At 38.8% G+C, this 25,436-nt stretch carries 21 protein-coding genes and 1 tRNA gene; 13 read left to right on the forward strand and 9 right to left on the reverse strand.

Annotated elements, in window-relative coordinates; genetic code table 11:
* Positions 1–36: 36 nt before the first annotated feature.
* On the forward strand, positions 37–3,216 hold the full coding sequence (locus tag C4F40_RS16755; RefSeq protein ID WP_231390102.1) for a peptidase MA family metallohydrolase: 3,180 nt from the start codon (positions 37–39) through the stop codon (positions 3,214–3,216).
* A gap of 63 nt (positions 3,217–3,279) precedes the next feature.
* Here the strand turns inward: C4F40_RS16755 and C4F40_RS16760 are convergent, their stop codons facing one another.
* On the reverse strand, positions 3,280–3,597 hold the full coding sequence (locus C4F40_RS16760; protein WP_196940569.1) for a GIY-YIG nuclease family protein: 318 nt from the start codon (positions 3,595–3,597) through the stop codon (positions 3,280–3,282).
* Positions 3,598–3,698: 101 nt separating this feature from the next.
* Between C4F40_RS16760 and C4F40_RS16765 the strand changes: the two genes are divergently transcribed.
* The 5 genes from C4F40_RS16765 to C4F40_RS16785 all read left to right on the forward strand — a co-directional run bounded on the left by C4F40_RS16765 (position 3,699) and on the right by C4F40_RS16785 (position 10,597).
* Complete coding sequence (locus C4F40_RS16765; RefSeq protein ID WP_196940570.1) at positions 3,699–4,475, forward strand: XRE family transcriptional regulator; 777 nt, start codon at positions 3,699–3,701, stop codon at positions 4,473–4,475.
* A gap of 98 nt (positions 4,476–4,573) precedes the next feature.
* Positions 4,574–5,038, forward strand: a complete 465-nt coding sequence (gene rimP, locus C4F40_RS16770) for a ribosome assembly cofactor RimP (protein WP_196940571.1) — start codon at positions 4,574–4,576, stop codon at positions 5,036–5,038.
* 2 nt (positions 5,039–5,040) lie between these two features.
* A complete protein-coding gene (gene nusA, locus C4F40_RS16775) occupies positions 5,041–6,279 on the forward strand; it encodes a transcription termination factor NusA (protein ID WP_196940572.1) in 1,239 nt (412 codons plus the stop codon).
* Positions 6,280–6,381: 102 nt separating this feature from the next.
* Positions 6,382–9,447 carry a translation initiation factor IF-2 gene (gene infB, locus C4F40_RS16780; RefSeq protein WP_196940573.1) on the forward strand — a complete coding sequence of 1,022 codons (3,066 nt, stop codon included), beginning with the start codon at positions 6,382–6,384 and terminating at the stop codon, positions 9,445–9,447.
* 106 nt (positions 9,448–9,553) lie between these two features.
* A complete protein-coding gene (locus C4F40_RS16785) occupies positions 9,554–10,597 on the forward strand; it encodes a ferredoxin--NADP reductase (RefSeq protein ID WP_196940574.1) in 1,044 nt (347 codons plus the stop codon).
* 56 nt (positions 10,598–10,653) lie between these two features.
* Here C4F40_RS16785 and C4F40_RS16790 read toward each other — a convergent pair whose 3' ends face one another.
* Entirely contained in the window at positions 10,654–11,223 is a 570-nt protein-coding gene (locus C4F40_RS16790) for a YiiX/YebB-like N1pC/P60 family cysteine hydrolase (RefSeq protein WP_231390103.1), read from the reverse strand.
* Positions 11,224–11,383: 160 nt separating this feature from the next.
* Between C4F40_RS16790 and C4F40_RS16795 the strand changes: the two genes are divergently transcribed.
* On the forward strand, positions 11,384–11,830 hold the full coding sequence (locus C4F40_RS16795; RefSeq protein WP_196940576.1) for a DoxX family protein: 447 nt from the start codon (positions 11,384–11,386) through the stop codon (positions 11,828–11,830).
* Between the two features lie 231 nt (positions 11,831–12,061).
* On the opposite strand, the gene C4F40_RS16800 is transcribed toward C4F40_RS16795, so the two are convergent.
* The 3 genes from C4F40_RS16800 to C4F40_RS21625 all read right to left on the reverse strand — a co-directional run bounded on the left by C4F40_RS16800 (position 12,062) and on the right by C4F40_RS21625 (position 12,675).
* A tRNA-Pro gene (locus C4F40_RS16800) sits at positions 12,062–12,138 on the reverse strand.
* 64 nt (positions 12,139–12,202) lie between these two features.
* Positions 12,203–12,427, reverse strand: coding sequence for a VF530 family protein (locus tag C4F40_RS16805; RefSeq protein WP_196940577.1), 225 nt, complete (start codon positions 12,425–12,427; stop codon positions 12,203–12,205).
* 29 nt (positions 12,428–12,456) lie between these two features.
* A complete protein-coding gene (locus tag C4F40_RS21625; RefSeq protein ID WP_231390104.1) occupies positions 12,457–12,675 on the reverse strand; it encodes a hypothetical protein in 219 nt (72 codons plus the stop codon).
* Between the two features lie 309 nt (positions 12,676–12,984).
* Here C4F40_RS21625 and C4F40_RS16810 point away from each other — a divergent pair, with 309 nt between their 5' ends.
* From C4F40_RS16810 to C4F40_RS16825, 4 genes are all read left to right on the forward strand, one after another.
* Positions 12,985–13,584 carry a TetR/AcrR family transcriptional regulator gene (locus C4F40_RS16810; RefSeq protein ID WP_196940578.1) on the forward strand — a complete coding sequence of 200 codons (600 nt, stop codon included), beginning with the start codon at positions 12,985–12,987 and terminating at the stop codon, positions 13,582–13,584.
* Positions 13,585–13,696: 112 nt separating this feature from the next.
* A complete protein-coding gene (locus C4F40_RS16815; protein WP_196940579.1) occupies positions 13,697–14,866 on the forward strand; it encodes an efflux RND transporter periplasmic adaptor subunit in 1,170 nt (389 codons plus the stop codon).
* A gap of 23 nt (positions 14,867–14,889) precedes the next feature.
* Positions 14,890–18,096, forward strand: a complete 3,207-nt coding sequence (locus tag C4F40_RS16820) for an efflux RND transporter permease subunit (RefSeq protein ID WP_196940580.1) — start codon at positions 14,890–14,892, stop codon at positions 18,094–18,096.
* 25 nt (positions 18,097–18,121) lie between these two features.
* Complete coding sequence (locus C4F40_RS16825) at positions 18,122–19,543, forward strand: efflux transporter outer membrane subunit (RefSeq protein WP_196940581.1); 1,422 nt, start codon at positions 18,122–18,124, stop codon at positions 19,541–19,543.
* A gap of 88 nt (positions 19,544–19,631) precedes the next feature.
* On the opposite strand, the gene C4F40_RS16830 is transcribed toward C4F40_RS16825, so the two are convergent.
* Both C4F40_RS16830 and C4F40_RS16835 read right to left on the reverse strand, forming a co-directional pair.
* Positions 19,632–20,399 (reverse strand): SDR family NAD(P)-dependent oxidoreductase, encoded by a 768-nt coding sequence (locus C4F40_RS16830; protein WP_196940582.1) that lies wholly within the window; start codon positions 20,397–20,399, stop codon positions 19,632–19,634.
* Between the two features lie 152 nt (positions 20,400–20,551).
* Positions 20,552–21,505: a helix-turn-helix domain-containing protein gene (locus tag C4F40_RS16835; protein WP_196940583.1), complete on the reverse strand. Its 954-nt coding sequence runs from the start codon at positions 21,503–21,505 to the stop codon at positions 20,552–20,554.
* Positions 21,506–21,750: 245 nt separating this feature from the next.
* Between C4F40_RS16835 and C4F40_RS16840 the strand changes: the two genes are divergently transcribed.
* Both C4F40_RS16840 and C4F40_RS16845 read left to right on the forward strand, forming a co-directional pair.
* Entirely contained in the window at positions 21,751–21,984 is a 234-nt protein-coding gene (locus C4F40_RS16840; RefSeq protein WP_196940584.1) for a 4a-hydroxytetrahydrobiopterin dehydratase, read from the forward strand.
* Complete coding sequence (locus C4F40_RS16845; protein WP_196940585.1) at positions 21,981–23,045, forward strand: AI-2E family transporter; 1,065 nt, start codon at positions 21,981–21,983, stop codon at positions 23,043–23,045. The genes C4F40_RS16840 and C4F40_RS16845 overlap by 4 nt, the downstream gene beginning before the upstream one ends.
* A 14-nt stretch (positions 23,046–23,059) precedes the next feature.
* Here C4F40_RS16845 and C4F40_RS16850 read toward each other — a convergent pair whose 3' ends face one another.
* A complete protein-coding gene (locus tag C4F40_RS16850) occupies positions 23,060–24,184 on the reverse strand; it encodes a Gfo/Idh/MocA family protein (RefSeq protein ID WP_196940586.1) in 1,125 nt (374 codons plus the stop codon).
* Between the two features lie 379 nt (positions 24,185–24,563).
* Positions 24,564–25,175: an RNA polymerase sigma-70 factor gene (locus C4F40_RS16855; RefSeq protein WP_196940587.1), complete on the reverse strand. Its 612-nt coding sequence runs from the start codon at positions 25,173–25,175 to the stop codon at positions 24,564–24,566.
* Between the last annotated feature and the right edge of the window lie 261 nt (positions 25,176–25,436).

Below are 25,436 nucleotides of genomic sequence, written 5' to 3' on the forward strand. Positions count from 1 at the left end.
GGGATTTATTATTTTTAGGCACTTTGCTAAGTAATTATGAAAAAGAATTTAACCATTACGATTAGCCACTTTTTTATAACATTTTTAATGTTATTGGTAGTGATACCAGCTTCTGCCCAATATTTTGGACAGAATAAAATGCGTTATAAAAAGCTGAATTTTAAAGTTTATGATACACCGCACTTTAATATGTATTATTATTTAGATAACGATACAGTGGTCAAATGGCTAGCTAAGGAGAGCGAAGTATGGTATGAATTACATCAGCAGGTATTTCAGGATACATTCGCGCGTAAGAATCCGTTGATCATCTATAACAATCATCCGGAATTCCAGCAAACTACTGCTATCTCGGGGGAAATAGGTGTAGGAACAGGGGGAGTGACAGAGGCATTCAAACAAAGAGTAGTAATGCCTATTATGCAGATCAATCAGCAGACAAGGCATGTTTTGGGGCACGAATTGGTGCATGCTTTTCAATATCGTGTGTTGATGGAGGGGACAGACTCTACTCGCTTAGAAAGTATCGGTAATATTCCATTATGGATGATAGAAGGTATGGCCGAATACTTTTCGATTGGTAAAAAAGATGCTTTTACTTCTATGTGGATGCGCGATGCTTATGTAAATAAAGATATTCCCTCGCTTAAGCAGATGACGGAACAGTCGTATAATTATTTTCCTTATCGATACGGACAGGCATTTTGGTCGTATATCGGATCTACCTATGGAGATACCGTAATTATGCCTTTATTTATTGAAACTGCGAAATATGGCTATGAAAATGCTATTCGTCGTGTATTTGGTTATGATGCGCAGACTATTTCCACTTTATGGAAGAATAGCATGGAAAATACGTATCGTAACCTGAATAAAGATACAACTTCTAATCCGATTGGTGTTAGTCTGATAAATCGTACAAATGGAGGCCGAATGAATGTTTCACCTACAATTTCCCCTGACGGGAGATATGTCGTTTATCTTTCGGAACAGGATCTCTTTAGTATCGATCTCTTTTTGGCGGATGCCAACACAGGAAAAACGATACGGAAATTGGGGAGCAAATTGACGAATAGTGATATCGATGAATTTAGCTTTTTAGAATCAGCGGGAACATTTTCTCCAGATTCTAAGCAGTTTGCTTTTAGTGTTTTTAGCGATGGTAAAAACAAATTGATGTCCGTAGATGTACAAACCGGGAAGGTTGTATTTGTCGAACCCATGGCTGATATCGTAGAATTTACAAATATTACCTGGTCGCCTGATGGAGATAAAGTGGCCTTCTCGGGTTTAAAGAATGGACATAGTGACATTTATATTTATAACCTTAAAACGAGAGAACTTAATCAATTGACCAATGATCTTTACTCCGATTTTCAGCCCAGCTTTTCTCGTGATGGTAGGTATATCGTATTCAGTACAGATCGGATCGCTTTACAGTCGGACTCGCGTTCGGTAGATATTCCGATGAATTTGGCCATCATTAATGTCGTCAGTAAGGAGATTCGAAATATTGAAATATTCCCCGGTGCAAATAATTTGAATCCACATTTTTCATCGAACGACCAAGAAATCTATTTCCTTTCTAATGGAGACGGTTTTAGGAATATGTACCGTTATCTTATTAATTCAAATAGGGTGGAGAAATTGACGGATTACTTTACGGGCATAAGCGGTATTACAGAATATTCTCCTGCTATGAGCATTTCCGCTAACGACGAAATCGTATATTCCTATTTTAAAAAGAACCAATATACTGTTTATAAAGCAAAAAGTACGGATTTTGAAGCTCAGGTGGTGGATGGTAATGTAAGTGATTTTAATGCAGCTATGCTTCCTCCGAATGTAAATCGCGGGATCAATGTCGTCAATACGAACTTACAAAACTTTAATGTGTTCCAACGGATTGACGATTCGCAGATAAATAATATAGCCTATCAGCCTAAATTTAAATTAGATTATCTAGCGAATAGTGGTGTGGGAATGTCTGTTGGATCTCGTTATGGTGCAGGTATTTCGAGCGGTGTACAGGGGATGTTTTCGGATATCTTAGGGTATAACCAAATTTTTGCCGCACTCAACATTAACGGAGAGATTTATGATTTTGGAGGCCAGTTGGCTTATATTAACCAACGTAGCCGCTGGAATTGGGGTGGGTCTCTCTCGCATATTCCTTTTCGGTATGGTTTCAATAGGTTTGAACTTGAAGACTTTGGAGGGGGAGACGAATATTCGATCAATACCTATATGATTCGCCAATTTCAGACGCAGTTTGATGCATTTGTAGCTTATCCGTTCAATAGACACCATCGGTTCGAATTAGGTGGAGCTGTTTCGCAATATAACTATAGAGTCGAAAAGTGGCGTCAAAGCTATTTTGGACGATACGGAGATCGTGAAAAGTTGTCGAGGGAGGAAGCTAGAGATTTAGGACTTGGCAACTTAGAGGCTGCTTTTCTCCAACAAGCTAGTGTTGGCTTTGTTGGTGATAATGCTGTTTTTGGTATCGCTGCACCATTACAGGGTTTTCGTTATCGACTCGAATACGGCCGGGTCTTTGGAGGGTTCAATTTTTCAACGGTGAATGTGGATGTTCGTAAATATCAGCGTTTCAAACCGTTTACGCTGGCAGGTCGTGTTTACTCTTATATGCGTATAGGTAAAGATGAAAATGGTTTGTACCCCCTGCATATTGGCTATCCTCATCTAATCAGAGGGTTTGAACGGGGAGAGGAGGTGAAACGGTATATATTTGCTAGTGAGACCTCGACAGAGCCGATAGGTTCTACGTATGAACGGGATTTTATGGGATTAAGCGGGACAAGGATGGCCGTTGCGAATTTAGAGGTTAGGTTGCCTTTTACAGGACCAGAAAAGCTGGCAGCGGTTAAATCTTCATTTTTGTTCTCGGATTTGAATTTGTTTTTTGACATTGGTCTTGGTTGGCGAAGCAACTCTGTCATTAAAAGGGAGAGAGGGCTAAAGGATATTGTAGATAGAGAAAGGATTGAAAATAAAATTAGTGAAACGGATACACAGGTTTATTACATCGGGAAATATAACGAAAATGTGCGTGTGCCAGCTATGAGTATGGGGGTCTCCTTGAGAATAAATTTATTTGGCGCAATGATACTTGAACCTTATTATGCAGTTCCGCTTCAAAAAGCTCGTTCAGAGTTTGGTACATTCGGATTAAACTTTGCGCCAGGATGGTAGTCTAATCTTTGAGTTTGCACGTAAGATGATGCGTGTTGAGGTTGTTAAGGTCGTTGTTTAAGCTTAGGCATAAACAACGACTTTTTTTGTTCGAGGTGTTGATTTCGGGATGATATTTAACCAATTTGGATTATGTTTTCGAATAAGCCTTTCTTTTTGCATACGTGTAAAGTGTTTAATCTCATCAACACGTTTCAGTGCTGCATCAAAAGAAGGGAAATCTTCGCTATATACTATTCTGTTGAATTTAGGGCCGGTAGAAAATAAAGACCAGCCAGCCTGTTCAATTTCGTGAAGTTTTAAGGATACATCCGTGCAGTATTCAACTTCTAAATACAGTCTATTGCTATCCGTTATCATATAAATGCTGTGTTTCTTCATGTTATTTGCTAAATTATTTGGTTTTATATTTTTTCTTCACTAATTTTATTGGCACAATAGTACTAATAATTTTAGTATTTAAAAAAAATATTTGAAAAATTATGTCAAACATCGCTTCTAATCTTAAGTATTTAAGGAAAAATAAAGGGCTTACTCAGCAGCAATTCGCTGATGTGATGAATATTAAACGTGCTTCAGTGGGAGCATATGAAGAAGATAGGGCAGAGCCTAAGTATGAGTTACTAAAAAAAATAGCTGATTTTTATGCACTTTCTATGGATGAGTTGGCTAATGATGTAATCGATGAAAAATGGAAACCTACCCCTAAAGGAAACGCCTCTAACTTAAGGGTACTGAGCATTACAGTGGATCAATCAGATCGGGAGAATATCGAGTTAGTGCCTGTAAAAGCGAGTGCAGGATACCTAAATGGATATGCAGATCCGGAGTATGTAAAGGAGTTGCCGAAATTCAATCTTCCTATGTTCAATCAGGGGACGTTTAGGGCGTTCGAGATCAAAGGGGATTCGATGCTACCGTTACCGTCGGGCAGTGTCATTATAGGTGAATATGTTGAGAATTGGAATGATATAAAGCCGGGTCAGACATATGTAGTGATCTCAAAAGATGAAGGGGTGGTTTACAAACGTATCGCTTTTAAATATAAAGAAGATAAAGGCCTTAAACTCGTTTCAGATAATAAGGTCTACGAATCGTATTGGGTTGGGCCAGCTGATATTTTGGAAATATGGAAAGCTAAAGCTTTTATATCGACTGAATTTCCGGAACCTGTAGCAGAACCTACGATGGAAACGTTAACTTCTATGATGGCTCAAATGCAGAAAACTATTAATTCAGTGGTAGATACGAAAAAATAATAGAACGGATTTTTGTTTCTGTGAAAAATTTTATACCTTTGTGGTATCTGAAAGGAAGGGGGCATCATATGCCCCCTTTTTTAATTCAATATTAGAATATGCAAGTTGAACAACGGGTAAAGGAGTTAGTAGAAGAGAAAATTGGAGATCGTGATGATTTATTTATCGTAAGCATCAAAATGCAAAGTAATGGAGTGCTGGCGATTTTGCTAGACGGCGATCAGGGGATTTCGATAGATGATTGTGTGAAAGTAAGCAGGCATGTTGGTTTTCATCTTGAAGAGGAGAATGTAATAGAAAGCGCCTATCGCTTAGAAGTTTCTTCTCCAGGTATTGATTCTCCACTTGCGTTGTTGCGTCAGTATATGAAAAATATAGGACGTGATGTACGATTGAAGCTAGAGGATGGGACTGCAAAAGAAGGTAAATTGATCGCTGCCACAGAGCAAGAACTTACAATTGAAGAAAAAGTAAAAGAAAAAGGAAAGAAAGCTGAAATAAAAGAAGCGGTATTTTCCTTAAGCCAAATAAAAGAAACAAAGGTTTTAATTTCATTTAAATAAAAATGAGCAGCAATATCAATTTGATTGACTCTTTTCAGGAGTTTAAAGAGTTCAAAAATATTGACCGTCCGACGGTAATCACAGTGCTTGAAGAAGTATTTCGTAGTATGATTCGTAAACGTTTTGGTACAGATGAAAACGTAGACGTTATTGTAAATCCAGATAATGGGGATTTGGAAATTTGGAGAACCCGTGTTGTAATGGAAGACGGATTTTCGGAAGACGACGATCTTGAAATCGAACTTGCAGAAGCGCATCAATACGATCCAGACTTGGAGGTTGGGGACGAATATATCGAGCAAATTACATTAGAAAGTTTTGGGCGTCGTGCTATTTTAGCTGCTCGTCAGACATTAGTTTCTAAAGTATTGGAATTGGAAAAAGACGAAGTATTCAAAAAATATAAGGATCGTGAAGGTGAATTAGTAATAGGGGAAGTATATCAAATCTGGAAAAAAGAAATTTTAGTATTGGATGAAGATGGCAATGAACTTATTCTTCCCAAAGCAGAACAAATTCCTGCCGATTATTTTAAAAAGGGAGATAATATTCGTGCAGTAGTTTCTAAAGTCGATATGATGAATAGTAACCCTAAGATCATCATTTCACGTACTGCACCAGAATTCTTACAACGTTTATTTGAGTTGGAAGTTCCTGAAATTTTCGATGGCTTGATTACGATTAAGAAAATTGTTCGTGAACCAGGAGAACGTGCTAAAGTTGCAGTTGAATCGTATGATGACCGTATAGATCCTGTAGGTGCTTGTGTGGGTATGAAAGGATCTCGTATTCACGGTATCGTACGCGAATTGCGGAATGAGAATATTGATGTAATCAATTTTACGACAAACCATTCGCTATATATTACGCGCGCCTTGAGTCCGGCACGAATTTCCTCAATCAAAATTGATGAAGATGGTAAAGCGGCTGCAGTGTATTTAAAGCCGGATCAAGTTTCTTTAGCAATTGGACGTGGTGGTCATAATATCAAGTTGGCTGGAAAATTGACAGGTTATGAGATTGACGTATATCGTGAAAATGATGAAATCGAGGAAGACGTGGATATCGAAGAATTTGCAGATGAAATCGATAGCTGGATCATCGATGAATTAAAACGAGTTGGATTGGATAGTGCAAAATCTGTTTTAACACTATCGCATGAGGAATTAGTTCGTCGTACGGATTTAGAAGAAGATACTATCCAAGAGATAGTTCGCATATTGCAGGCTGAGTTTGAATAGCGATGTGCCTGCATTACCAAAAACAAAATGTAAATATTTGTTATTTGCGTGTAAAAAAAACATATTTTTGTAAAGACTAAAATTTTTAGAGGTTAATAATAGATGACAGAAGGTAAAAGTATAAACTTACTTAAAGCAGCAAAAGAACTTAATATAGGTATTGGGACTGCCGTTGAATATTTGGCAAAAAAGGGATTTGAGGTAGAATCAAAACCTAACACTAAATTATCTTCGGATATGTACAATGTTCTTTTGCATGAATTCCGGGGTGATAAGATCGTTAAAGACGAGGCTAAGCAAATTGTCATTGGCAAAATTCGTCGCGATGAATCACCTTCAACAGGAGGGAACACACCTTCTCTGGATTCTAATGCCTCTGAGAACGACGATACAAAAGAGGTTAAGGAAATCTTAATCAAGAATGTAAGTAATGCTGCGCTTGAATCTCCAACAAAATCCGAATCGAAGAAAGAAGAAGATGCTGGAAATCAGCTTAAAGTAGTAGGTAAAATTGATTTGGATAGCTTGAGTAGAGGTAAGTCGAAAAAGAAAGAAGAAGAAATAGTTAGTCCAGAGCAGACTTCCCAACCTGAAAAAGTTGAGGAGAAGAAAGAAGAACCTAAGGTTGTAGCGGAAGAACCGAAGAAGGAAGAACCGAAAGTGGAAACTCCTAAGGTTGAAACGCCTAAGATTGAAGAGTCTAAGATTGAAGAGTCTGTTGTAGAAGCGTCGAAAGTGGAAATTCCAAAGGTGGAAACTCCTAAAGTGGAACTGCCTAACAAAGAGGAAGCAAGACCGGTTCCCATGGTAAAGACAGAGGAGAAAAAAGAAGAACCTAAGACGGTTGCACCCGTTACTAAGACAGAAGTTACAGCGAAACCTCAAGACGATGTAATTCGTGCCCGTTCAGAAAAATTAGAAGGACCAAAGGTTATTGGTAAGATTGTATTGCCTACTTTCAAGCCAAAGGAAAAGCCTGTGGCATCTTCTTCTAACGCAAATGCCGACAACAAACGTAAACGTAAGCGTACAAATAAACCAAATACACCGGTATCTCCAAATGATCAAAATAACCAACAAGGTCAAGGCGGTCAAAATAGAGGTCCTGGTACCCATACAAATGCACCTGGTGCAGGGCAACGTCCTGACAACAGAAACCACAGCAGACCTGGAGGTCCAGGAGGTAATCATCCTGGTAAAGGGCGACCAAATTTTCAAAATAGAGGAAGACAAGATGCTCCCAAGGAAGAATTATCAGAAAAGGAGATCCAAGATCAGATCAAAGCAACGCTTGCTCGTTTAAGTGGTGCAGGTAAATCGGGTAAATTTGCACAGCGCGCCAAATTGCGTCGTCAAAAACGTGATGATATAGCTACTTCTGCAGAAGAAGCAGCATTGGAACAAGAAATGATGTCCAAAGTGTTAAAAGTAACAGAGTTTGTTACAGCTAACGAATTGGCAAATCTGATGGACGTTCCAGTTACACAGGTAATAGGCACATGTATGAGTTTGGGTATGTTTGTGTCTATCAACCAGCGATTGGATGCGGAGACATTGACTATTGTGGCAGATGAATTTGGATATAAAGTAGAATTTATCAAGCCAGAGGATGAAGAGATTGCAGAGCTGGAAGAACCGGATACCGAAGCAAACTTGATATCGAGAGCACCTATTGTGACAGTAATGGGCCACGTAGACCATGGTAAGACGTCATTATTGGATTATATCCGTAAGGCAAATGTAACAGGGGGTGAAGCTGGCGGTATTACGCAACATATTGGTGCATATGCCGTTAAATTGGAAGATGGTCGAAAGATTACATTCTTAGATACTCCGGGTCACGAGGCTTTTACTGCTATGCGTGCACGTGGTGCTAAGGTGACAGATATTGTTATTATCGTCGTTGCAGCAGATGATGCCGTGATGCCTCAGACGAAAGAAGCAATTAATCACGCTCAGGCTGCTGGCGTACCGATTGTATTTGCCTTCACGAAGGTGGATAAACCAGGAGCGAATGCAGACCGTGTTCGTGAACAATTATCCGCAATGAATATTTTAGTGGAAGAGTGGGGCGGTAAATACCAGGCGCAAGAGATTTCTGCTAAAACAGGTTTAAATGTTGAACTTTTATTAGAAAAAGTGTTATTAGAAGCTGAATTGCTTGACCTTAAAGCGGATCCTACGAAACGTGCTGTAGGTTCAGTCATTGAAGCAGCTTTAGATAAAGGGCGTGGTATCGTTACTACGGTATTAGTTCAGGGTGGTACACTCCGTGTCGGAGACCCAATATTAGCGGGTTCACATTCTGGTAAGGTGAAAGCTTTGACTAATGAGCGTGGCGAACGTGTGAAAGAAGCAGGACCATCTCAGCCAGTACAGATTTTGGGTATGGCTGGTGCGCCGACTGCTGGAGATAAGATATATGTAATGGAGAGTGAGTCAGAAGCTCGTCAAATGGCAAATAAACGTCTTCAATTACAACGTGAACAAGGTATGCGTGCTACGAAACACATTACCTTGGATGAAATTGGCCGTCGTTTGGCTATCGGTAACTTTAAGGAACTTAATATTATCGTTAAAGGTGATGTGGATGGTTCTATCGAAGCGTTGTCCGATTCGTTATTGAAATTATCTACCGACGAAATCCAAGTGAATATCATTCACAAATCTGTAGGTGCGATTTCTGAATCCGATGTATTGTTAGCATCTGCATCAGACGCAATTATTATTGGTTTCCAGGTTCGTCCTTCACAAGGTGCACGTAAACTAGCCGAAGGTGAGCAGATCGATATCCGTCTTTACTCCATCATTTACGATGCAATCGAAGAGATTAAATCTGCAATGGAAGGTATGTTGGCTCCGAAATTTGAAGAGAAAATCGTTGCTGAAGTTGAGATCCGCGAAACATTTAAAATCTCTAAAGTCGGTACAATTGCAGGTTGTATGGTATTGAGCGGTAAAATCAATCGTAACAATGATATCCGTATTATCCGTGAAGGTGTTGTAATTCATACCGGTAAATTAGCTTCATTGAAACGCTTTAAGGACGATGTTAAAGAAGTTTCTTTCGGATATGAATGTGGTCTGAATATTGACCGATACAATGATATTCAAGTAGGCGATATCGTGGAAGCATACGAACAAGTAGAAGTAAAACGTAAGTTGTAATAACTTATTAACAATAGTATAGTGAAATCCTGACCTTAGTGTCAGGATTTTTTATATCCTATAATATTTATTTGATTATTTTCTGCGAAGACTTTATCTTTAAAACATGCATAAGTTTAGAGTATCTGAAATTATCCAACAACCCAATCATAATATTACCATACGCTTTGATGATATTGACAACGCTTTTCCAACCTACAAAGCCGGTCAATTTTTGACCTTATCGTTTTTGTTTGGAGATAGGGAAGTACGTAGATCATATTCTTTTAGTAGCTCTCCGGCGTTAGATGAGAAGCCCGAAATCACGGTGAAACGTGTCGATAACGGTGAAATATCCCGTTTACTACATCATAAGACTAGGGTAGGCGATGTTATCCATGTAATGGATCCGCAGGGATTATTTGTGTATGAACCTCAGGAAGATAGTTCAAGAACTATTTTTCTTTTTGCGGCAGGTGTGGGAATTACGCCATTATATTCTATTCTGAAAACGGCATTAACGGTCGAAAAGAAGAGCAAAGTGGTATTGATATATAGTAATAACGCACAACAAAATACGATTTTTTACGAGGAATTGTTGTCTTGGCAAACGCAGCATCTAAATCGTTTGAAGATTGAATTTATCTGGTCCAATACCAAGAACTTATTACGCGCTCGCCTCAACAGAGATTATATTATTGATTTGGTAAGATCGAACCTTAGTGAAGGAGAGGAAGCGGTGTTCTATACTTGTGGACCTGTTTTCTATATGGATCTTTGTCGTTTTACCCTTTTAGGTATGGGATTTCCAGATAACACGATAAAACGGGAAACATTTCATTTTCCAGAAGAGGGAGAGGACGAAGATGAGAAAAAGGAAGAACCAATAGATAAGACAAGTTACGAGGTTAAGTTGAAATTCCAAGGGCAAGAATACGATTTGATTATTCCGTATAATAAAACAATTCTCGACGTAGGTTTAGCACATAAAATAAAATTGCCCTACTCCTGTAAATCGGGTATGTGCAGTACTTGTATTTCTCAGGTTACGGAAGGAGAGGTGCGTATGGATTATAACGAGGTACTTACGGATCGGGAAGTGGAAAATGGTAGATGCTTGATTTGCACTTCCCACCCCTTGTCAAGTGGTACTACAATCGAAGTGATTTAAATAACACGCGATAGATAAAATTAGGCGATGTAGAGATTTAGCGAAGAGAAATATTTTTATTCTTTTAGGTATCCTACAAAAAATAATTTAGACGAGGTTGCAAGTCCATTCGGATTGCAACCTAATTTACCTTCAGGTACCGCTAAATTTTGTTTTTTATAAAATTCCAACCAGTAAACGTCTGTTTTTTGTGTTGCCGGGTTAATGAAAGTCATCGGTTCTAATATAAATAACGAGTTTTTTCGAAATGCTCGCTCAACAAAATCTGAACAGTAATAAGAACTATCGTTTAAAATATATGTCCAATTATAGGGTCTTCCTAACATCGATTTTGCGTGTGAAATTGCTTCCGGTACACATGATTGAAATTCTTCTTTTATGCGGTAGATAGCAATAGTACTTTCTTTGGAATATCTACATGTATAAAAACTATTTATTTCTTCTTTGACGGATCCTTGTTGAGTAGAAGCATGCAGCACAAATACTGAATCAGAAGTGACTTCAATAATACCTACATGATCAAATGAAGCATCTTCCTCTCGTTGTGTAACACGATTTATAGCCCCGGAAAGATTCTCTTTTTGAGCACCGACAAATACCAAGTCTCCATTTTTTAGAGTTGTCATCGATATCTTCTGGCCATAGCACGCGATGGTATTCAAAACAATGCAGATTAACAGACAAAGATTCTTCATGTGATAAAGATAATTATAGATACTACAATAATAAGCCATTTTTTGTCGTTTAGATAGGTAATTGAGGTAATCAATTAAAAAGGAGGTTGTTATGAATCTATTGTACAAAATAGAACATTGGGGAGATACTCATCATCCCCGCTGGCTTGATTATTTAAGAATTGTCTTGGGTATTCTGATTTTTTTTAAAGGAATAAGTTTTATTTCAGATACGGATGCTGTCGCAAGGCTAATTGCCCTCACTAATTTTCAACTGTCGATTTGGGGTGCAGTGCATTATGTCGCTTTTGCACATTTGGTTGGAGGTATATTTATCGCCTTTGGATTAGTTACACGATTGGCAGTATTAATACAGATTCCCATTTTGATCGGAGCCGTATTCTTCGTTAATATCACCAATGGTTTTAGTTTTTTGAACTCCGAGTTTTGGTTATCTTCACTCGTGTTACTCTTGTTGGTTTTGTTCTTGATTGTTGGTTCTGGAAAGTATTCTTTAGACCATGTAATGCGTAAACCAGGCTACTTGCGTAAGATATAACGGAACAAAGAGCCCCCATATATATTGTAAGGTGTGTTGTTTTGTCGCTAATGATGGTCGCAGTCTCGTAGTGGATTAACAATCGGTTAAATGTAGATGCTTAATTGATGTTCAATTATAGAGTTAATTGATTTTTCGAACCTTATTTTAGTTGGATACCAATTTTTTTTGCATGACACTACCGGTATTTGGCGTCGACGCTATTTATAGTTGTAAAAAGTATGAATACAGTGGTCGGGATGGCAGGATTCGAACCTACGACCTCCAGCACCCCATGCTGGCGCGATACCTGGCTACGCTACATCCCGATAATGCAAAAATATAATAAAAAACAATAAATAAAAATAGATCACTAAATTTTAACGCAAACACCTATTTTTTATCGATGATCTGCCGATATAATTCCTCGACTTTTTGACGTGCCCATGGTGTTTTTCTCAGGAAGGTAAGCGAAGATTTTATGCTTGGGTTTTCATTAAAACATTTAATGTTTATTCGTTTACCCAGACCTTCCCATCCTCCATAATAGTCAACGAGGTGTTCAATGATAGTATCTAACCTTTTGCCGTGTAAAGGATTGTTGAGTTGTTCTTGCATCGGATAAAAGTACTAAAATTTATTATTTTTCATTGAAGGAATCTAAGAATTCCCAATCGTCCAATTTCAATTTCCTTTAAACTTTTGAATTTTGCGCCACGTTTTTCAAAGTAATCAGCATATTCTTCATTCTTATCTACCGCTATAGTCACGGTCGTAATACCGTCATTTCCCCCGAACATATATTCGCCGGTGCACGATACCCTGCCTGCCGATGTGGCCCCCGGTAATCTCGATATCGTAATCAAATATACCGTAATGACGGATGGAGATATATTCGTTTGGAATATATTCTGCGATTTGAGCTATCACCTATAACGTTCTAGGTTTCGTTAGTCGGGGTAAACTAGATTCGCGCTTTTAGCCACTTACCTTCATAAATCTAGAAGTAGGATGAAACTTCGATGTCCATTGCGGGCTGCTGGCGCTTTTAATGTTCATCTAATTACTAAACAGGTGGAGATTTTATGTTATTTAATGACATTAACGTGTCATTAAATAATATAAAAAAAATGAACTTTGCCTAACACTGTTAAATGATTTTATATTTTTAAACAATGGGCAGTAAAGAACGTATACAACGTCTAAAAGACGACAACAGAAATAAAATCCTCGATGCCTCTCTTCAGATTGTTAAAGAAGAGGGATGGCAGGCGTTAAGTATGCGTAAGATAGCGGATATTATCGAATATACTGCACCCATGATTTATGAATATTTTGCTAATAAAGAGGCGATCTTAACAGAACTGGCCAATCAAGGATATCTGCTACTTGCTAAAAAGGTGAAAAATGCCAAGGATGAAACAAGAGATTTGGAAAAACAGTTGGAAGCAATGTGGTTTAGCTATTGGGATTTTGCTTTTGAAGAAAGAGAACTTTACCAACTTATGTTTGGTGTGGGGACCGCTTGTTGCGGACTTGAAAAGACGTATACGTGTGTCGAATCCCATGGTAAAATTATTAGTGACGTTATCCGCGAAGTAATGAAGGACCAACAACCGTCCGAAGAATTGGTCTGCCGAAAATACTTCACCTATTGGTCAGTTATTCACGGGCTTATTTCGATTAACTTGGTCAACCAAGGCAACGGTGATGTTACCAATCAACAAGTGCTTAAAGATGCCATTTACGGTATCACCAGATCCCTAACCGGGTAATTTTTTTTGTCTAAAATAATACATTGTTAGACTATTTAACGATGTTAAATACGTAATACTACAATACACATCATAATTTTTCTCAACACATAAAAAATCATTAAATGATCTCATGGAAACATTAACGCAACAACTTAACACTGTTAAACAATTTAATTTTGTAAAAACGAGTTATTTCCTATCCGCTATATTGCTCTATAGTTGTTCTACAGGTACGAGTAAGCCAGGAGGACTCCCCTCTCCAAGTTTGCCCGTGATGACGATCGAGAGCGCAGATGAAACACTTTATCGGGAATATCCTGCGTCTATAGAAGCTTTGGCTAATATCGAAATCCGCCCACAGGTAAATGGTACACTCGAGCGTATCTACATCGACGAGGGGGCAAAAGTCAGCAAAGGACAACTTCTTTTCAAGATTAATGATCAACCCTATCAAGAGCAATTGAATCAAGCACATGCCAATCTACAGGCAGCAAAAGCCGCGCTGGATAATGCAGAACTAGAAGTAGAAAAGAAGACCCGCTTAGTTAGCAACAAAGTATTAACAGATTTTCAACTACAGACGGCTGTTAGTAGTAGAAACGCTGCAAAGGCAAGCGTACAGCAAGCATTGTCTGCTGTAGAATCGGCTAAGATTAATCTCGGGTATACGCTTATAAAAGCTTCTGTAGACGGATATATCGGTCGTTTGCAGAAAAAACAAGGAAGCTTAGTTGCTCCTACTGATCAAGAAGCACTCACGGAGTTATCCAATGTAAAAGAGTTACACGTTTATTTTTCTTTAGGTGAAAATGATTTCATTGATTTTAAAAATAATGTCCAAGGAGCTAGCATAGAGCAGAAACTCAACAATCTTCCGCCAATAACATTGATTCTATCGGATCAGAGTATTTATGAGCACGAAGGTAGAATTGATATGGTAGATGGTCAATTTGACAAAAACACCGGTTCTATAACGCTTAGAGCTACATTTAGTAACCCCGAGGGTATATTACGTAGCGGCAATACCGGAAAAATCAGAATTGAAAAGAAATATAGTCAGACACTTCTTATTCCTCAGATGGCAACTGTAGAAATGCAGGATAAAATATTCGTCTATACGGTAGACAAGGAACACAAAGTTAGTCAGCAGCCTATAGAAATTATCGGTAAAAGTGGGGCGAACTACTTGGTGAAAAGCGGCATAAAACAAGGGGATAAAATTGTGTACAAAGGAATCGATCTCTTGCAAGATGGACAGCTTATCACTCCTCAGTTAATATCAAAAGATAGCATCAATTAATATACTATAACGTTAAACATAAAATGCTCAAAAAATTTATAGAAAGACCCGTACTGGCTACCGTTATTTCGATACTGCTGGTTATTTTGGGTATCATCGGAATCTTGAAATTACCGCTACAACAATTCCCCGATATTGCCCCTCCTGCAGTACAAGTAACTGCTTTATATCCGGGTGCTAACGCTGAAACCGTATTACGCGCAGTCGCCCCATCATTAGAAGAATCTATAAATGGGGTTGAGAACATGAGTTACATGAGCTCAACAGCTAGTAATGATGGATCCTTAATGATCACAGTATACTTTAAATTAGGAACAGATCCTGATCAAGCCGCTGTCAATGTTCAGAATCGTGTTTCCCAAGCAACGAGTCAGCTTCCAGCTGAGGTTATTCAAGCGGGTATCACTACAGCAAAGCAACAGAACAGCTTGATCATGGTTTTGGATCTGTATACAGAGGATGAAGGGAAGTATGATCAAACTTTTATCACGAATTATGCGCAAATTAATATTATCCCAGAGCTTAAACGGATCTCGGGTGTAGGACAAGCCGTTGCATTTGGTGGTAGCAAAGATTATTCTATGCGGGTGTGGCTCAACCCTAATCAAATGGCCACTTATAAACTTACCCCAGCGGAGGTGATGGCGGCTATTCAGGATAAGAATGTAGAAGCTGCGCCAGGAAAATTTGGAGAAAGTAGCACAGAAGCATTTGAATTTGTTATTAAATACAAAGGAAAATTAAATCAACCAAGTGACTATGAAAATATCATCATCCGCTCAAATGCAGACGGTTCGATCTTAAGACTTAGGGATGTTGCACGAGTAGAGCTTGGTTCCTACACATACGCAAGTCACACCCGTATAAACGGCAAAGCAGGACTTAATATTGGGGTCATGCAACTCGCAGGGTCTAATGCGAATGAAATCCAGATAGCTATCCAGGAATTTATGGAAAAAGCATCGCTCAGTTTTCCTAAAGGAGTTAAATATCTGGTATTGTATAATACTAAGGATGCCCTAGATCAATCTATTGATCAAGTAAAGCATACGCTTGTGGAAGCATTCATTCTGGTATTTCTGGTTGTATTTCTATTTCTTCAAGATTTTAGATCCACACTTATTCCGGCAATTGCTGTTCCCGTCGCCATCATTGGTACGTTCTTTTTTATGCAGCTTTTTGGATTCTCGATCAATTTGTTAACCCTATTCGCACTTGTTCTCGCTATAGGTATAGTAGTTGATGATGCCATTGTGGTCGTTGAAGCGGTGCATTCTAAAATGGAACATGATCACCTCCCGCCTAAGTTAGCCACTACATCAGCTATGAGTGAGATCACAGGAGCAATTATCTCAATCACGCTGGTCATGTCGGCGGTATTTTTACCTATTGGGTTTATGGAAGGATCTACAGGCGTATTTTATAGGCAGTTTGCGTTTACGTTGGCTATAGCGATAGTTATCTCCGCAATTAATGCGTTGACACTTAGTCCGGCACTCTGTGCGTTATTTCTTAAATCTTCACATCATGGAGGAGCGACAGGTAAAGAAATAGGATTTAAAGAAAAGTTTTTCACCGGATTCAATGTCGGTTTCGATCGATTTACTAAAAACTATCTAGGCAGTCTTAAATTTTTGATTCGCTACAAATGGGTAGCATTGTCGGGTTTAGCCTTGGTACTTATTCTTAGCATATTTATGATCCGGAAAACACCAACGGGATTTATTCCGTCAGAGGATCAGGGATTTATTGCAATTTCACTTTCCATGCCTGCTGGAGCATCGTTGGATCGAACTTCTGAGGCGCTACGAGAGGCTGAGAGACAGTTACAAACAGCGCCGTTTACGAAAACTTTGAACGTGCTCGCTGGTTTCAATATTCTGACCCAGTCAACAAGTCCGTCTGCGGGTGTAGCCTTCATCTTGCTCAAACCACATAAAGAACGGGGTGACATTAAAGATATTAATGCCATCATGGGGAATGTTAATCAAAAATTAGCAAATATAAAGGGGGCAAATTTCTTTGTGTTTACCTTTCCTACTGTTCCTGGTTTTAGTAACGTAGATGGATTAGACATGGTTTTACAAGATCGTACGGGTGGGCAATTGGGTAAATTCAGTGAAATCGGTCAGGGATTTATCGGACAACTGATGCAGCGTCCCGAAATTCAAATGGCATTTACAACGTTCAAAGCTGATTACCCACAATATGAACTTCAGGTAGATGACATTAAGGCGGAACAACTTGGAGTGAACACAAAAGATATATTACAGACGATGCAAGCCTATTTTGGTAGTGCCCAAGCGTCCGATTTTAATCGATTTGGAAAATATTACCGAGTGATGGTACAAGCTGATATTGCAGATCGTACCGAACCATCATCTATGGATGGCATCTATGTAAAGAACAGGTCAGGCGATATGGTTCCGATCAATACCCTTGTCAAATTGGATAGAGTATACGGTCCCGAAACAGCTTCTCGTTACAACCTCTTTAATTCTATCGGCATCAACGCGATTCCCAACCCTGGGTTTAGTTCCGGAGATGCAATTCGTGCCGTTGAAGAGGTTGCTATTCAGCATTTACCTACAGGCTATACGTATGAATTTTCGGGTATGACAAAAGAAGAAATTGTGTCAGGAGGTCAGTCCACCCTGATCTTTATCCTTTGTTTGATTTTTGTATATTTCTTACTGGCAGCCCAATATGAAAGTTATATTATACCACTCGCGGTCATTCTTTCCATTCCAACAGGAATATTCGGTGTATTCGCTGCTATTGGACTTACCGGAATCTCCAATAATATCTACGTACAAGTAGCACTTGTCATGCTGATTGGATTATTGGCCAAGAATGCTATTCTTATCGTCGAATTTGCTATTCAAGGACGTAAACGCGGGGAATCAATCGCAAATGCTGCACTTGAAGCTGCTAAGCTTAGATTGAGGCCTATCATCATGACATCTTTGGCATTTATTGTAGGGATGATACCGATGATGGGGGCAGTAGGGCCATCTGCTCAAGGTAATCATTCGATCAGTATAGCGGCAGCGGGCGGTATGCTATCTGGAGTTGTATTGGGGCTATTTATTATTCCTGTACTTTTTATCATATTTCAGTATTTACACGAAAAAATATCAAAATCCTCTTCCAAAGAACAGCATATACCGTTGGCTCCGAGAGCACGTCAGGAATTTGAGACAGCATCTGTTCAGACCTACACCGAGTGATACAACATTTTTAAAAAATACATTCATGAACATAAAAATTAACTTCATTATTACATTATTTTTATCCCTGGCGTTAATGGCTTGCCAGACGCAACAGGTGGTAAACACACTACCTCCGGGGCTTCCTGATCAATATAGGGCGGGAGATAGCACGGAATCGGAAGCCAATATGGCATCCATACCATGGCGCGATTTTTTTCAGGACAGCGTATTAAAAGAGTTGATTGACATCGCAATAGATCAAAACGTTGATATGCAGCTCGCCATCAAAAATATAGAAGCTTCGCAATTAATGCTTCGTCGAGCTAAAGCCGCATATCTTCCAAACCTTCAACTTAAGGTAGCCGCTAATAGTACCAATCCTTCTAATAACACTATGAGTGGACTAAGTCTTGGCGAATTTTTAGGACAAAATCATGTAGAAGATTACACTGCGGCGCTTTCCCTTTCATGGGAAGCAGATGTTTGGGGAAAGATCAAAAATCAAAAAGCATCTGCATTAGCATCTTACCTTCAAACTGAGGAGGTAAGGAAAGCAGTACAGACACAGCTTGTTGCACAAGTCGCACAGGGTTACTACCAGCTTCTTATGCTTCACCAGCTTCATGATATTGCCCGACAAAATCTAAACCTGAATGATAGTACCCTTCGCATTGTGCAACATCAATATGAGGTCGGTGATATCAGCCTACTTGCGGTAGAGCAAGTTGCAGCTCAAAAATTAGCAGCCGCATCATTGATACCGGATTTTGAACAGCAGATTCAGATTCAGGAAAATGCTATCCAAATTCTCAGTGGAAGATTACCGCAGGGAATCCATACTATGGGAAAGCTTAATACGGTTGTTTTACCTTCTTACGTGGATGTTGGTATACCTGCAGAACTATTGAGTAAAAGACCTGATGTTAAGCAGGCTGAGCTTGCTGCCACTGCAGCACAGGCATATCAACAGTCCGCAAAAGCTAAAATGTATCCCTCGATAGTGATAAGTGCGGAAGCAGGTGTCAATGCACTCAAAGCCAGCAATTGGTTCAATATACCAGCCTCTGTATTTGGCGCCGTAGCAGGCAGTATTACACAACCGGTCTTGCAACGTAGGGAACTGAAAACACAATATGAAATCGCTCGTGTAGAGCAAGAAAAAAGCGTCATTGTATTTAGACAATCTGTTATTAACGCTGTAGGAGAAGTTTCTGACGCACTGATTTCCATTCAAAAACTGAAACAAAAACAACAAATTGCCCAAGATAGAACAAATCGATTAAAGAATGCCATACAACATGCAGATCTACTTTTTGAAACAGGGATGGCTACATATCTGGAAGTAATCACGGCGCAAAGCAATGTTCTTCAAAGTGAATTAGAGCTTACGCAGATTAAGAAAGCGGAATTATCCGCAGTAGTGAATCTTTACAGATCGTTAGGCGGTGGTTGGTCTGCTTTCTAACTTATCTAGAAGAGATGATCAAGTTTTTGGTAAAGAATAGCCCGATAGTATATTTGTTATCGGGTTATTTATGGTCAAATTATTCAGATTAAAGATAGACGCCACCAGCGACTTCGATCCGTTGTCCATTGATCCATTTGGAATCATCGGAAACCAGAAAGGCGGCTACACTACCAATATCATCGGGTAAACCGACTCTACCCAAAGCAGTAACTCCTGCTATCATTCCATTTACATCTTCATTATCCCGCACAGCACCGCCACCAAAATCTGTTTCTATTGCTCCAGGTGCCAATGTGTTTACACGAATCCCTTTATCTCCTAAAAATTTTGCCTGATAGCGAGTAAGGGTTTCTACACCACCTTTCATAATAGCATATGCATCGTAACCCGTAGTGGTAAATCTTGCCAATCCTGACGAAATATTTACGATACTGCCACCGTTGAAAATGATTGTAAACAGTTTTTGTACTAAAAAGAATGGCGCTTTCAAATGTACATTTACCATTGTATCAAACTGTTCTTCAGTAGTATTACCCATATCAGCGTGAATACCAAACCCAGCATTGTTTATCAATGCATCAATGTACTGCGAATGGAATTCAGTTTCTAATAGGGTTTTTAGATTCTCTACAAATAGATCAAATGTTTTGCTTTGCGAAACATCCAGTTGTAATGCAAAAGCCTTGTTACCACCTGCTTTTATATCGGCTACAACCTTTTCCGCTTCGGCTTGTTGGCTGTTGTAAGTAATGATCACATCAAAACCTTTTTTTGCAGTTTTCAAAGCCATATCTTTCCCCAATCCGCGACTTCCTCCCGTAATAAGGGCCAGTTTTTTCCTGTTGTCTGACATTTTTTTCGTTTTAAAATTTATAATACAAATGTCGTGGCTAGTTAATAAAAGTAGTTGCAAAATTCAATGGATTATTTGCGAAAATCAAATATTGTATTCTTGCTAAAGCTATTGGGTTAATAGAACGGGTTGATTTATCTAATTATTGCGCTTTAATCCATTACATCTCTATACGACAGTGGCGATATGTTCGTATTCTTTTTAAAGAAATTTGAAAAATGAGCTACTTCTTCAAATCCCAATCCGTAAGCGATTTCGGAAATATTCCATGGTGTTTGCTTCAATAAGATTCGTGCCTCCTGCAGTATTCTTGCTTTTATAATTTCGGTGGTGGTTTTTCCTGTTCGTTCTTTTAACACTTTATTTAGATGATTTACATGTACTCCAAGCGTTTGTGCATAGTCAATCGCCGACTTTAATCGTATGCTTTGAGAGGGCGATGAGATAGGAAATTGTCTCTCCAATAATTCAATAAAAAGAGTTGAAATTCTTGCAGATGCATCGATACCACTTGAGACACTTTCAAGGGGTGTGAGCTTTTGACCGTAGTGAATGAGTTCCATCACGTAGTTACGGAGGAGGTCATATTTATAGATGTAATCGGAATTGATTTCCTGATGCATTTTCTCGAAAACAAGCTTTACCTCTTTAAACTGATTAGCACCTATGCGATAGATGAATTCCCCATTCGGTTGAAAAATAGGTAACTCGTCTATACGCATTCCGCTATTAGCCTTAGCCAAAAAATCTTTGGTAAATACACAAAAATGACCAGCTTGATTTACGTCTTGAGGAACATAACAATACGGGATCCTTGGCGTGGCAAATAGCAAGGCATAGTCATCTATAGTAATTACCTTGTCGGCATATTCCACTGTATTTTTACCTTTTATCAAACTGATCTTATAGTACGTGCGTCTATTGTAAGGCATTGTCGGTTTTGTTGACGATGCTTTTTTTCTATCATAGAGTGTAGCAATATCAAACACGTTAAAATGTCCGATATCTACATTGTTCTGATCTTTTAGATAACGTGCTATTTGAGGACAATATTCACCAAAAATGTCATTGTAAAAATCTTGTATAGTAATCAGATTTGTTTGCATAATTTGTAAAATTCAAATTTAGATGAATTTTCCGTTCGGTGCAATTATAATCGCGTTTTGATATAAAGGCAAATTATTAAACTTATTTATAAAGGAAATAAAAAGAAATGACGGAATTATTCAAAGATAGTTTTGCAATAGATATAAATCATAAATATTCCGCTAACGTCGATGATATATAATACGAAGCTATATCCTAAAACAATTATGCCGAATTCGTTGTTCTGACTTTAAAATCATTCATCATGTGGAACGAGTCGGATAACAAATTGTACAGATCTTTTACCTTCAGCGATTTTTCGGAAGCATTCGCTTTTATGGTACGTGTAGCGATTCTCGCAGAATCGCAAAATCACCATCCTACCTGGAAAAATGAATACAATAAAGTAGAGATTTGGCTGACTACACACGATGCAGGCAACCGAGTAACAAATAAGGATCAAAAATTAGCAGAATCGATAAACAGGTTATTGCCATGAGTGCCGATACGAAGAAATTTACGGTTTTAGGTGGTTTCAATCAAGTGCTGTTATTGCTGGTGCTGATTTTTTTTATCCTCCACTATGCAAAAGCTTTTCTAGTTCCTATCGCAATAAGTGGTCTGATGGCAATGCTCTTGGTTCCTGTATGTCGCAAACTCGAACAATGGAGGATAAAGCGAGCTCTGGCGGCGACAATAGCGGTATTGCTTACATTTTTTGTGATTAGTGGAGTCATTTATGTCTTGATAAATGAGCTAGTCAATTTAGGTACAGGTATGACGGTTTTAGGCGAGCGCTTAAATACAATGCTTGGTCGCGGACATGAGTTTATTTCCGAACATTTCAACGTATCCAAAGGAAAGCAGAAAGAGTATTTACAGAGTCAAGTTTCCGAATGGTCTAATTCAGCTGGAAAACTCGTCCGCGGAGCGGTTTTTTCCGTCGTTTCCTTATTGGGTAATCTGCTAATTATCACCGTATACACGATTTTGATTCTAATTTATAGAAGTCGAATCAAGAATTTTGTTCTTCAATTGGTAAACAGGTACGCAGGAACAGGAGAGGTGGCTCACACTAAGTTTATTGTTGATGAAATTACACAGATATCCAGCTTGTATGTAGGCGGAATATTTTTAGTAGTACTCATACTTTCTATTATCTATTTTACCGGCCTAACTATAATTGGTGTCGAGAATGCGTTATTCTTTGCTATCATTTCAGCGCTAATCAACGTGATTCCCTATATCGGATCGGTAGTAGGCGGAATAATAGTCGTGCTTTACACGCTGATCACGAGAGATACTCTCACAGTCCCAATCATCGTGACTATATTTTTTACAGTTGTGCAGCAATTGGACAGCTATGTACTTACACCAAATATTACCGGTAGTAAAGTCCGTTTAGGACCTTTATTTACCATAATGGTTCTTCTTTTGGGAGGTATGGTTTGGGGAGCTGCAGGAATGATCTTATTTATTCCAATACTGGGAATTTTTAAAGTGATTTTTGACAATGTAGATCCGTTGAAGCCTTATGGTTATTTAATTGGAGATACGTAGATTTTTTTGGTCTGTTAAGTCAGATCCAATTCTTGTCGCTGGCCGATTGCACAGGCACGGTATATGGCATCTATAATCTTCATATCTTGGAGGCCGACTTTACCATCTACCGACAAAATGGGTGTTTTGCCATCCAGGATGATGCTCGCCATCTCATCCATCTGAATGGTTTGGTGTGGCACATGTGGGTGATTTAATTCCCCCTTGTTTGTACGCCCTTTTATGGGACCGTATCCTGTTGATGGTCTCATTTCGGCAAAACCCTTCTCACCGTTTAGAAAAAAACGATCCAAAGAACCCATATTGTATGTAGATAGGCAGGAGGCTACGGCACCATTGGGAAAACCTAACTGAAATTGAATAGTTTCGTCCACTCCTTCCTTGAATTTGATCGGATCAGTTTTTGTTTCTTGCGCTGTCACCCAAATTGGATCTTCACCTATCATATATCGGGCACCATTTATTGCATAGATGCCGATATCCATAAGAGAACCTCCGCCCGCCAATTCCTTATTAAGACGCCATTGATTTGGATCTCCAATGCGAAATCCAGACAGGCCTTGAAAAAACTTGATATTTCCGAATTCGCCATTATTTCTCATGCGGACGACCTCAAGTGTATTGGGCTCAAAACGCATACGATAACCAATCAATAACTTCACACCCGCAGCTTCACATGCATCGACCATTTCGCGGCCCTCTTCTGCATTAATGGCCATTGGTTTTTCACAAATGGCATGTTTACCGGCCCTAGCTACCCGTATAACCTGATCGTGGTGCAGCGAATTAGGTGTAATGACATATATTGCGTCGACTTCGGGGTTATTCTTGATGTCATCAAAGTTTGCGTAATTATAATGATTTTGCTCTGGTACATTATATTTCTTGCCCCATTCTTCTAGTTTAGAAGGGGTGCCACTGATCAGTGCCGTTATTTTAGCCCTCTTGCAGGATTGCATAGCGTCGGCAACGTGCTGAGCGTAACCTCCTAATCCCATGAGTGCAACGCGTAAGACAGGTTTTTGAGGATCTATTGTTGACCACTGATCAAGATGTGAAGTAGCGTAAGAAGGTAAAAGGGGCAAAGCGATAGCCGATAAGGCTAATTTTTGGAGAAAGTTACGACGTGAATTGCTCATATTTGTGGGTTTAACATAACTATTTGGTAAACAAAGTGCTCAATAGATAGTTTTGACCACTACGCAAATATGTTGTTTTTATTTGTAAAATAATAACGTGCAGATCAAAATCGCTTAACTTTTCTTTACTCCGTTTTAGCAGATATGATACCCTTGTTGCTTAAATCTTTTAGTGCATTTGTTATGTTTATATTGTGTTTAACCAGATATTGATAAATATGAACGATCTATGATCACATCCTTTGCATAGTCTCTATCGTTTTAGGACAGCTTTGGCGGTAATATGTGTCATGACATGGGGTCTGAGGACTATTCACTAGATAACCAAAATATAATATTATACTTCTATGGAAGCATGAGAATACGGAAAATTGATGTGCTAATAATAGTTCAATAAAAGTATTATTATGGTTGCTAGAACGTGTAGTTGCCTTCTAATATAATGTAAGGCAGTTGTAATCTGATTTTCGACCGTCCTTTTCGAAATTCCAAGTTTTACTGCAATCTCCTCATTGGTCATATTGTCCATTCTGCTAAGTAAGAATATTTCCCTGCATCGTGCCGGGAGATTTTGGACGATTCCAAGTATGTACTTACTTGTTTCTTCATGTCTTATGTTGTTTTCCCCTTCGTTTAACACCAGTGGGACTGTTATCTGCTCCCAGTCTGCGGTATAAGTTATTACCGATGATTTCTGCGCTTTAAGAACTTTGTATACATGATACCTAGCCGCAGCACGGAGGTAAGCAGAAAATGATTGAATGTGAAGTTTTTCTCTTTTTTGCCAAAGATTAAGCAAAATGTCGTGCGTAATTTCCTCACTTTTTTCTTTATCTTCAATATAGAAAAAGGCAGAAGTATATAAGGTGCTCCAATAACGATCGAACAGCGTCGAAAAAGACAACGCACAGTTATTGAACTGCACCTCATGCCACAATTCCTGGTCTGTTTGTGTCGAATTTTCAGGAAGCTTCTTTTTACGTGCATTCATGCTCATTCCCTATGTAAATTCATTTTGTAGCTGATCTATATTTGGTGCTAAAAGCTTAGAAAAATATGCGTTTACCACACGCGATATTGGCAAACTTAGATAAAATTGATTTTTATCACAAGTATTAGTTTCCAATTAAATTGCTTGCTATCGATAAATCTTCCTTCAGCCTTCCTCATGGTTAGATTATAACTTGTTATAAGCCAGCTTGTGAAATAGATTCAAAAAAATATAGAATTTGTATGTGTGTTACGGCTAAAA

The organism is Sphingobacterium pedocola, assembly GCF_015209965.1.
GTDB classification, from domain to species: Bacteria; Bacteroidota; Bacteroidia; order Sphingobacteriales; family Sphingobacteriaceae; genus Sphingobacterium; species Sphingobacterium pedocola.

Excerpts from the sequence above, each read along its gene's own strand:
- C4F40_RS16755 (WP_231390102.1), top strand. The coding sequence starts at position 37 with ATGAAAAAGAATTTAACCATTACGATTAGCCACTTTTTTATAACATTT.
- C4F40_RS16760 (WP_196940569.1), bottom strand. The coding sequence starts at position 3,597 with ATGAAGAAACACAGCATTTATATGATAACGGATAGCAATAGACTGTAT.
- C4F40_RS16765 (WP_196940570.1), top strand. The coding sequence starts at position 3,699 with ATGTCAAACATCGCTTCTAATCTTAAGTATTTAAGGAAAAATAAAGGG.
- rimP (WP_196940571.1), top strand. The coding sequence starts at position 4,574 with ATGCAAGTTGAACAACGGGTAAAGGAGTTAGTAGAAGAGAAAATTGGA.
- nusA (WP_196940572.1), top strand. The coding sequence starts at position 5,041 with ATGAGCAGCAATATCAATTTGATTGACTCTTTTCAGGAGTTTAAAGAG.
- infB (WP_196940573.1), top strand. The coding sequence starts at position 6,382 with ATGACAGAAGGTAAAAGTATAAACTTACTTAAAGCAGCAAAAGAACTT.
- C4F40_RS16785 (WP_196940574.1), top strand. The coding sequence starts at position 9,554 with ATGCATAAGTTTAGAGTATCTGAAATTATCCAACAACCCAATCATAAT.
- C4F40_RS16790 (WP_231390103.1), bottom strand. The coding sequence starts at position 11,223 with ATGACAACTCTAAAAAATGGAGACTTGGTATTTGTCGGTGCTCAAAAA.
- C4F40_RS16795 (WP_196940576.1), top strand. The coding sequence starts at position 11,384 with ATGAATCTATTGTACAAAATAGAACATTGGGGAGATACTCATCATCCC.
- C4F40_RS16805 (WP_196940577.1), bottom strand. The coding sequence starts at position 12,427 with ATGCAAGAACAACTCAACAATCCTTTACACGGCAAAAGGTTAGATACT.
- C4F40_RS16810 (WP_196940578.1), top strand. The coding sequence starts at position 12,985 with ATGGGCAGTAAAGAACGTATACAACGTCTAAAAGACGACAACAGAAAT.
- C4F40_RS16815 (WP_196940579.1), top strand. The coding sequence starts at position 13,697 with ATGGAAACATTAACGCAACAACTTAACACTGTTAAACAATTTAATTTT.
- C4F40_RS16820 (WP_196940580.1), top strand. The coding sequence starts at position 14,890 with ATGCTCAAAAAATTTATAGAAAGACCCGTACTGGCTACCGTTATTTCG.
- C4F40_RS16825 (WP_196940581.1), top strand. The coding sequence starts at position 18,122 with ATGAACATAAAAATTAACTTCATTATTACATTATTTTTATCCCTGGCG.
- C4F40_RS16830 (WP_196940582.1), bottom strand. The coding sequence starts at position 20,399 with ATGTCAGACAACAGGAAAAAACTGGCCCTTATTACGGGAGGAAGTCGC.
- C4F40_RS16835 (WP_196940583.1), bottom strand. The coding sequence starts at position 21,505 with ATGCAAACAAATCTGATTACTATACAAGATTTTTACAATGACATTTTT.
- C4F40_RS16840 (WP_196940584.1), top strand. The coding sequence starts at position 21,751 with ATGTGGAACGAGTCGGATAACAAATTGTACAGATCTTTTACCTTCAGC.
- C4F40_RS16845 (WP_196940585.1), top strand. The coding sequence starts at position 21,981 with ATGAGTGCCGATACGAAGAAATTTACGGTTTTAGGTGGTTTCAATCAA.
- C4F40_RS16850 (WP_196940586.1), bottom strand. The coding sequence starts at position 24,184 with ATGAGCAATTCACGTCGTAACTTTCTCCAAAAATTAGCCTTATCGGCT.
- C4F40_RS16855 (WP_196940587.1), bottom strand. The coding sequence starts at position 25,175 with ATGAATGCACGTAAAAAGAAGCTTCCTGAAAATTCGACACAAACAGAC.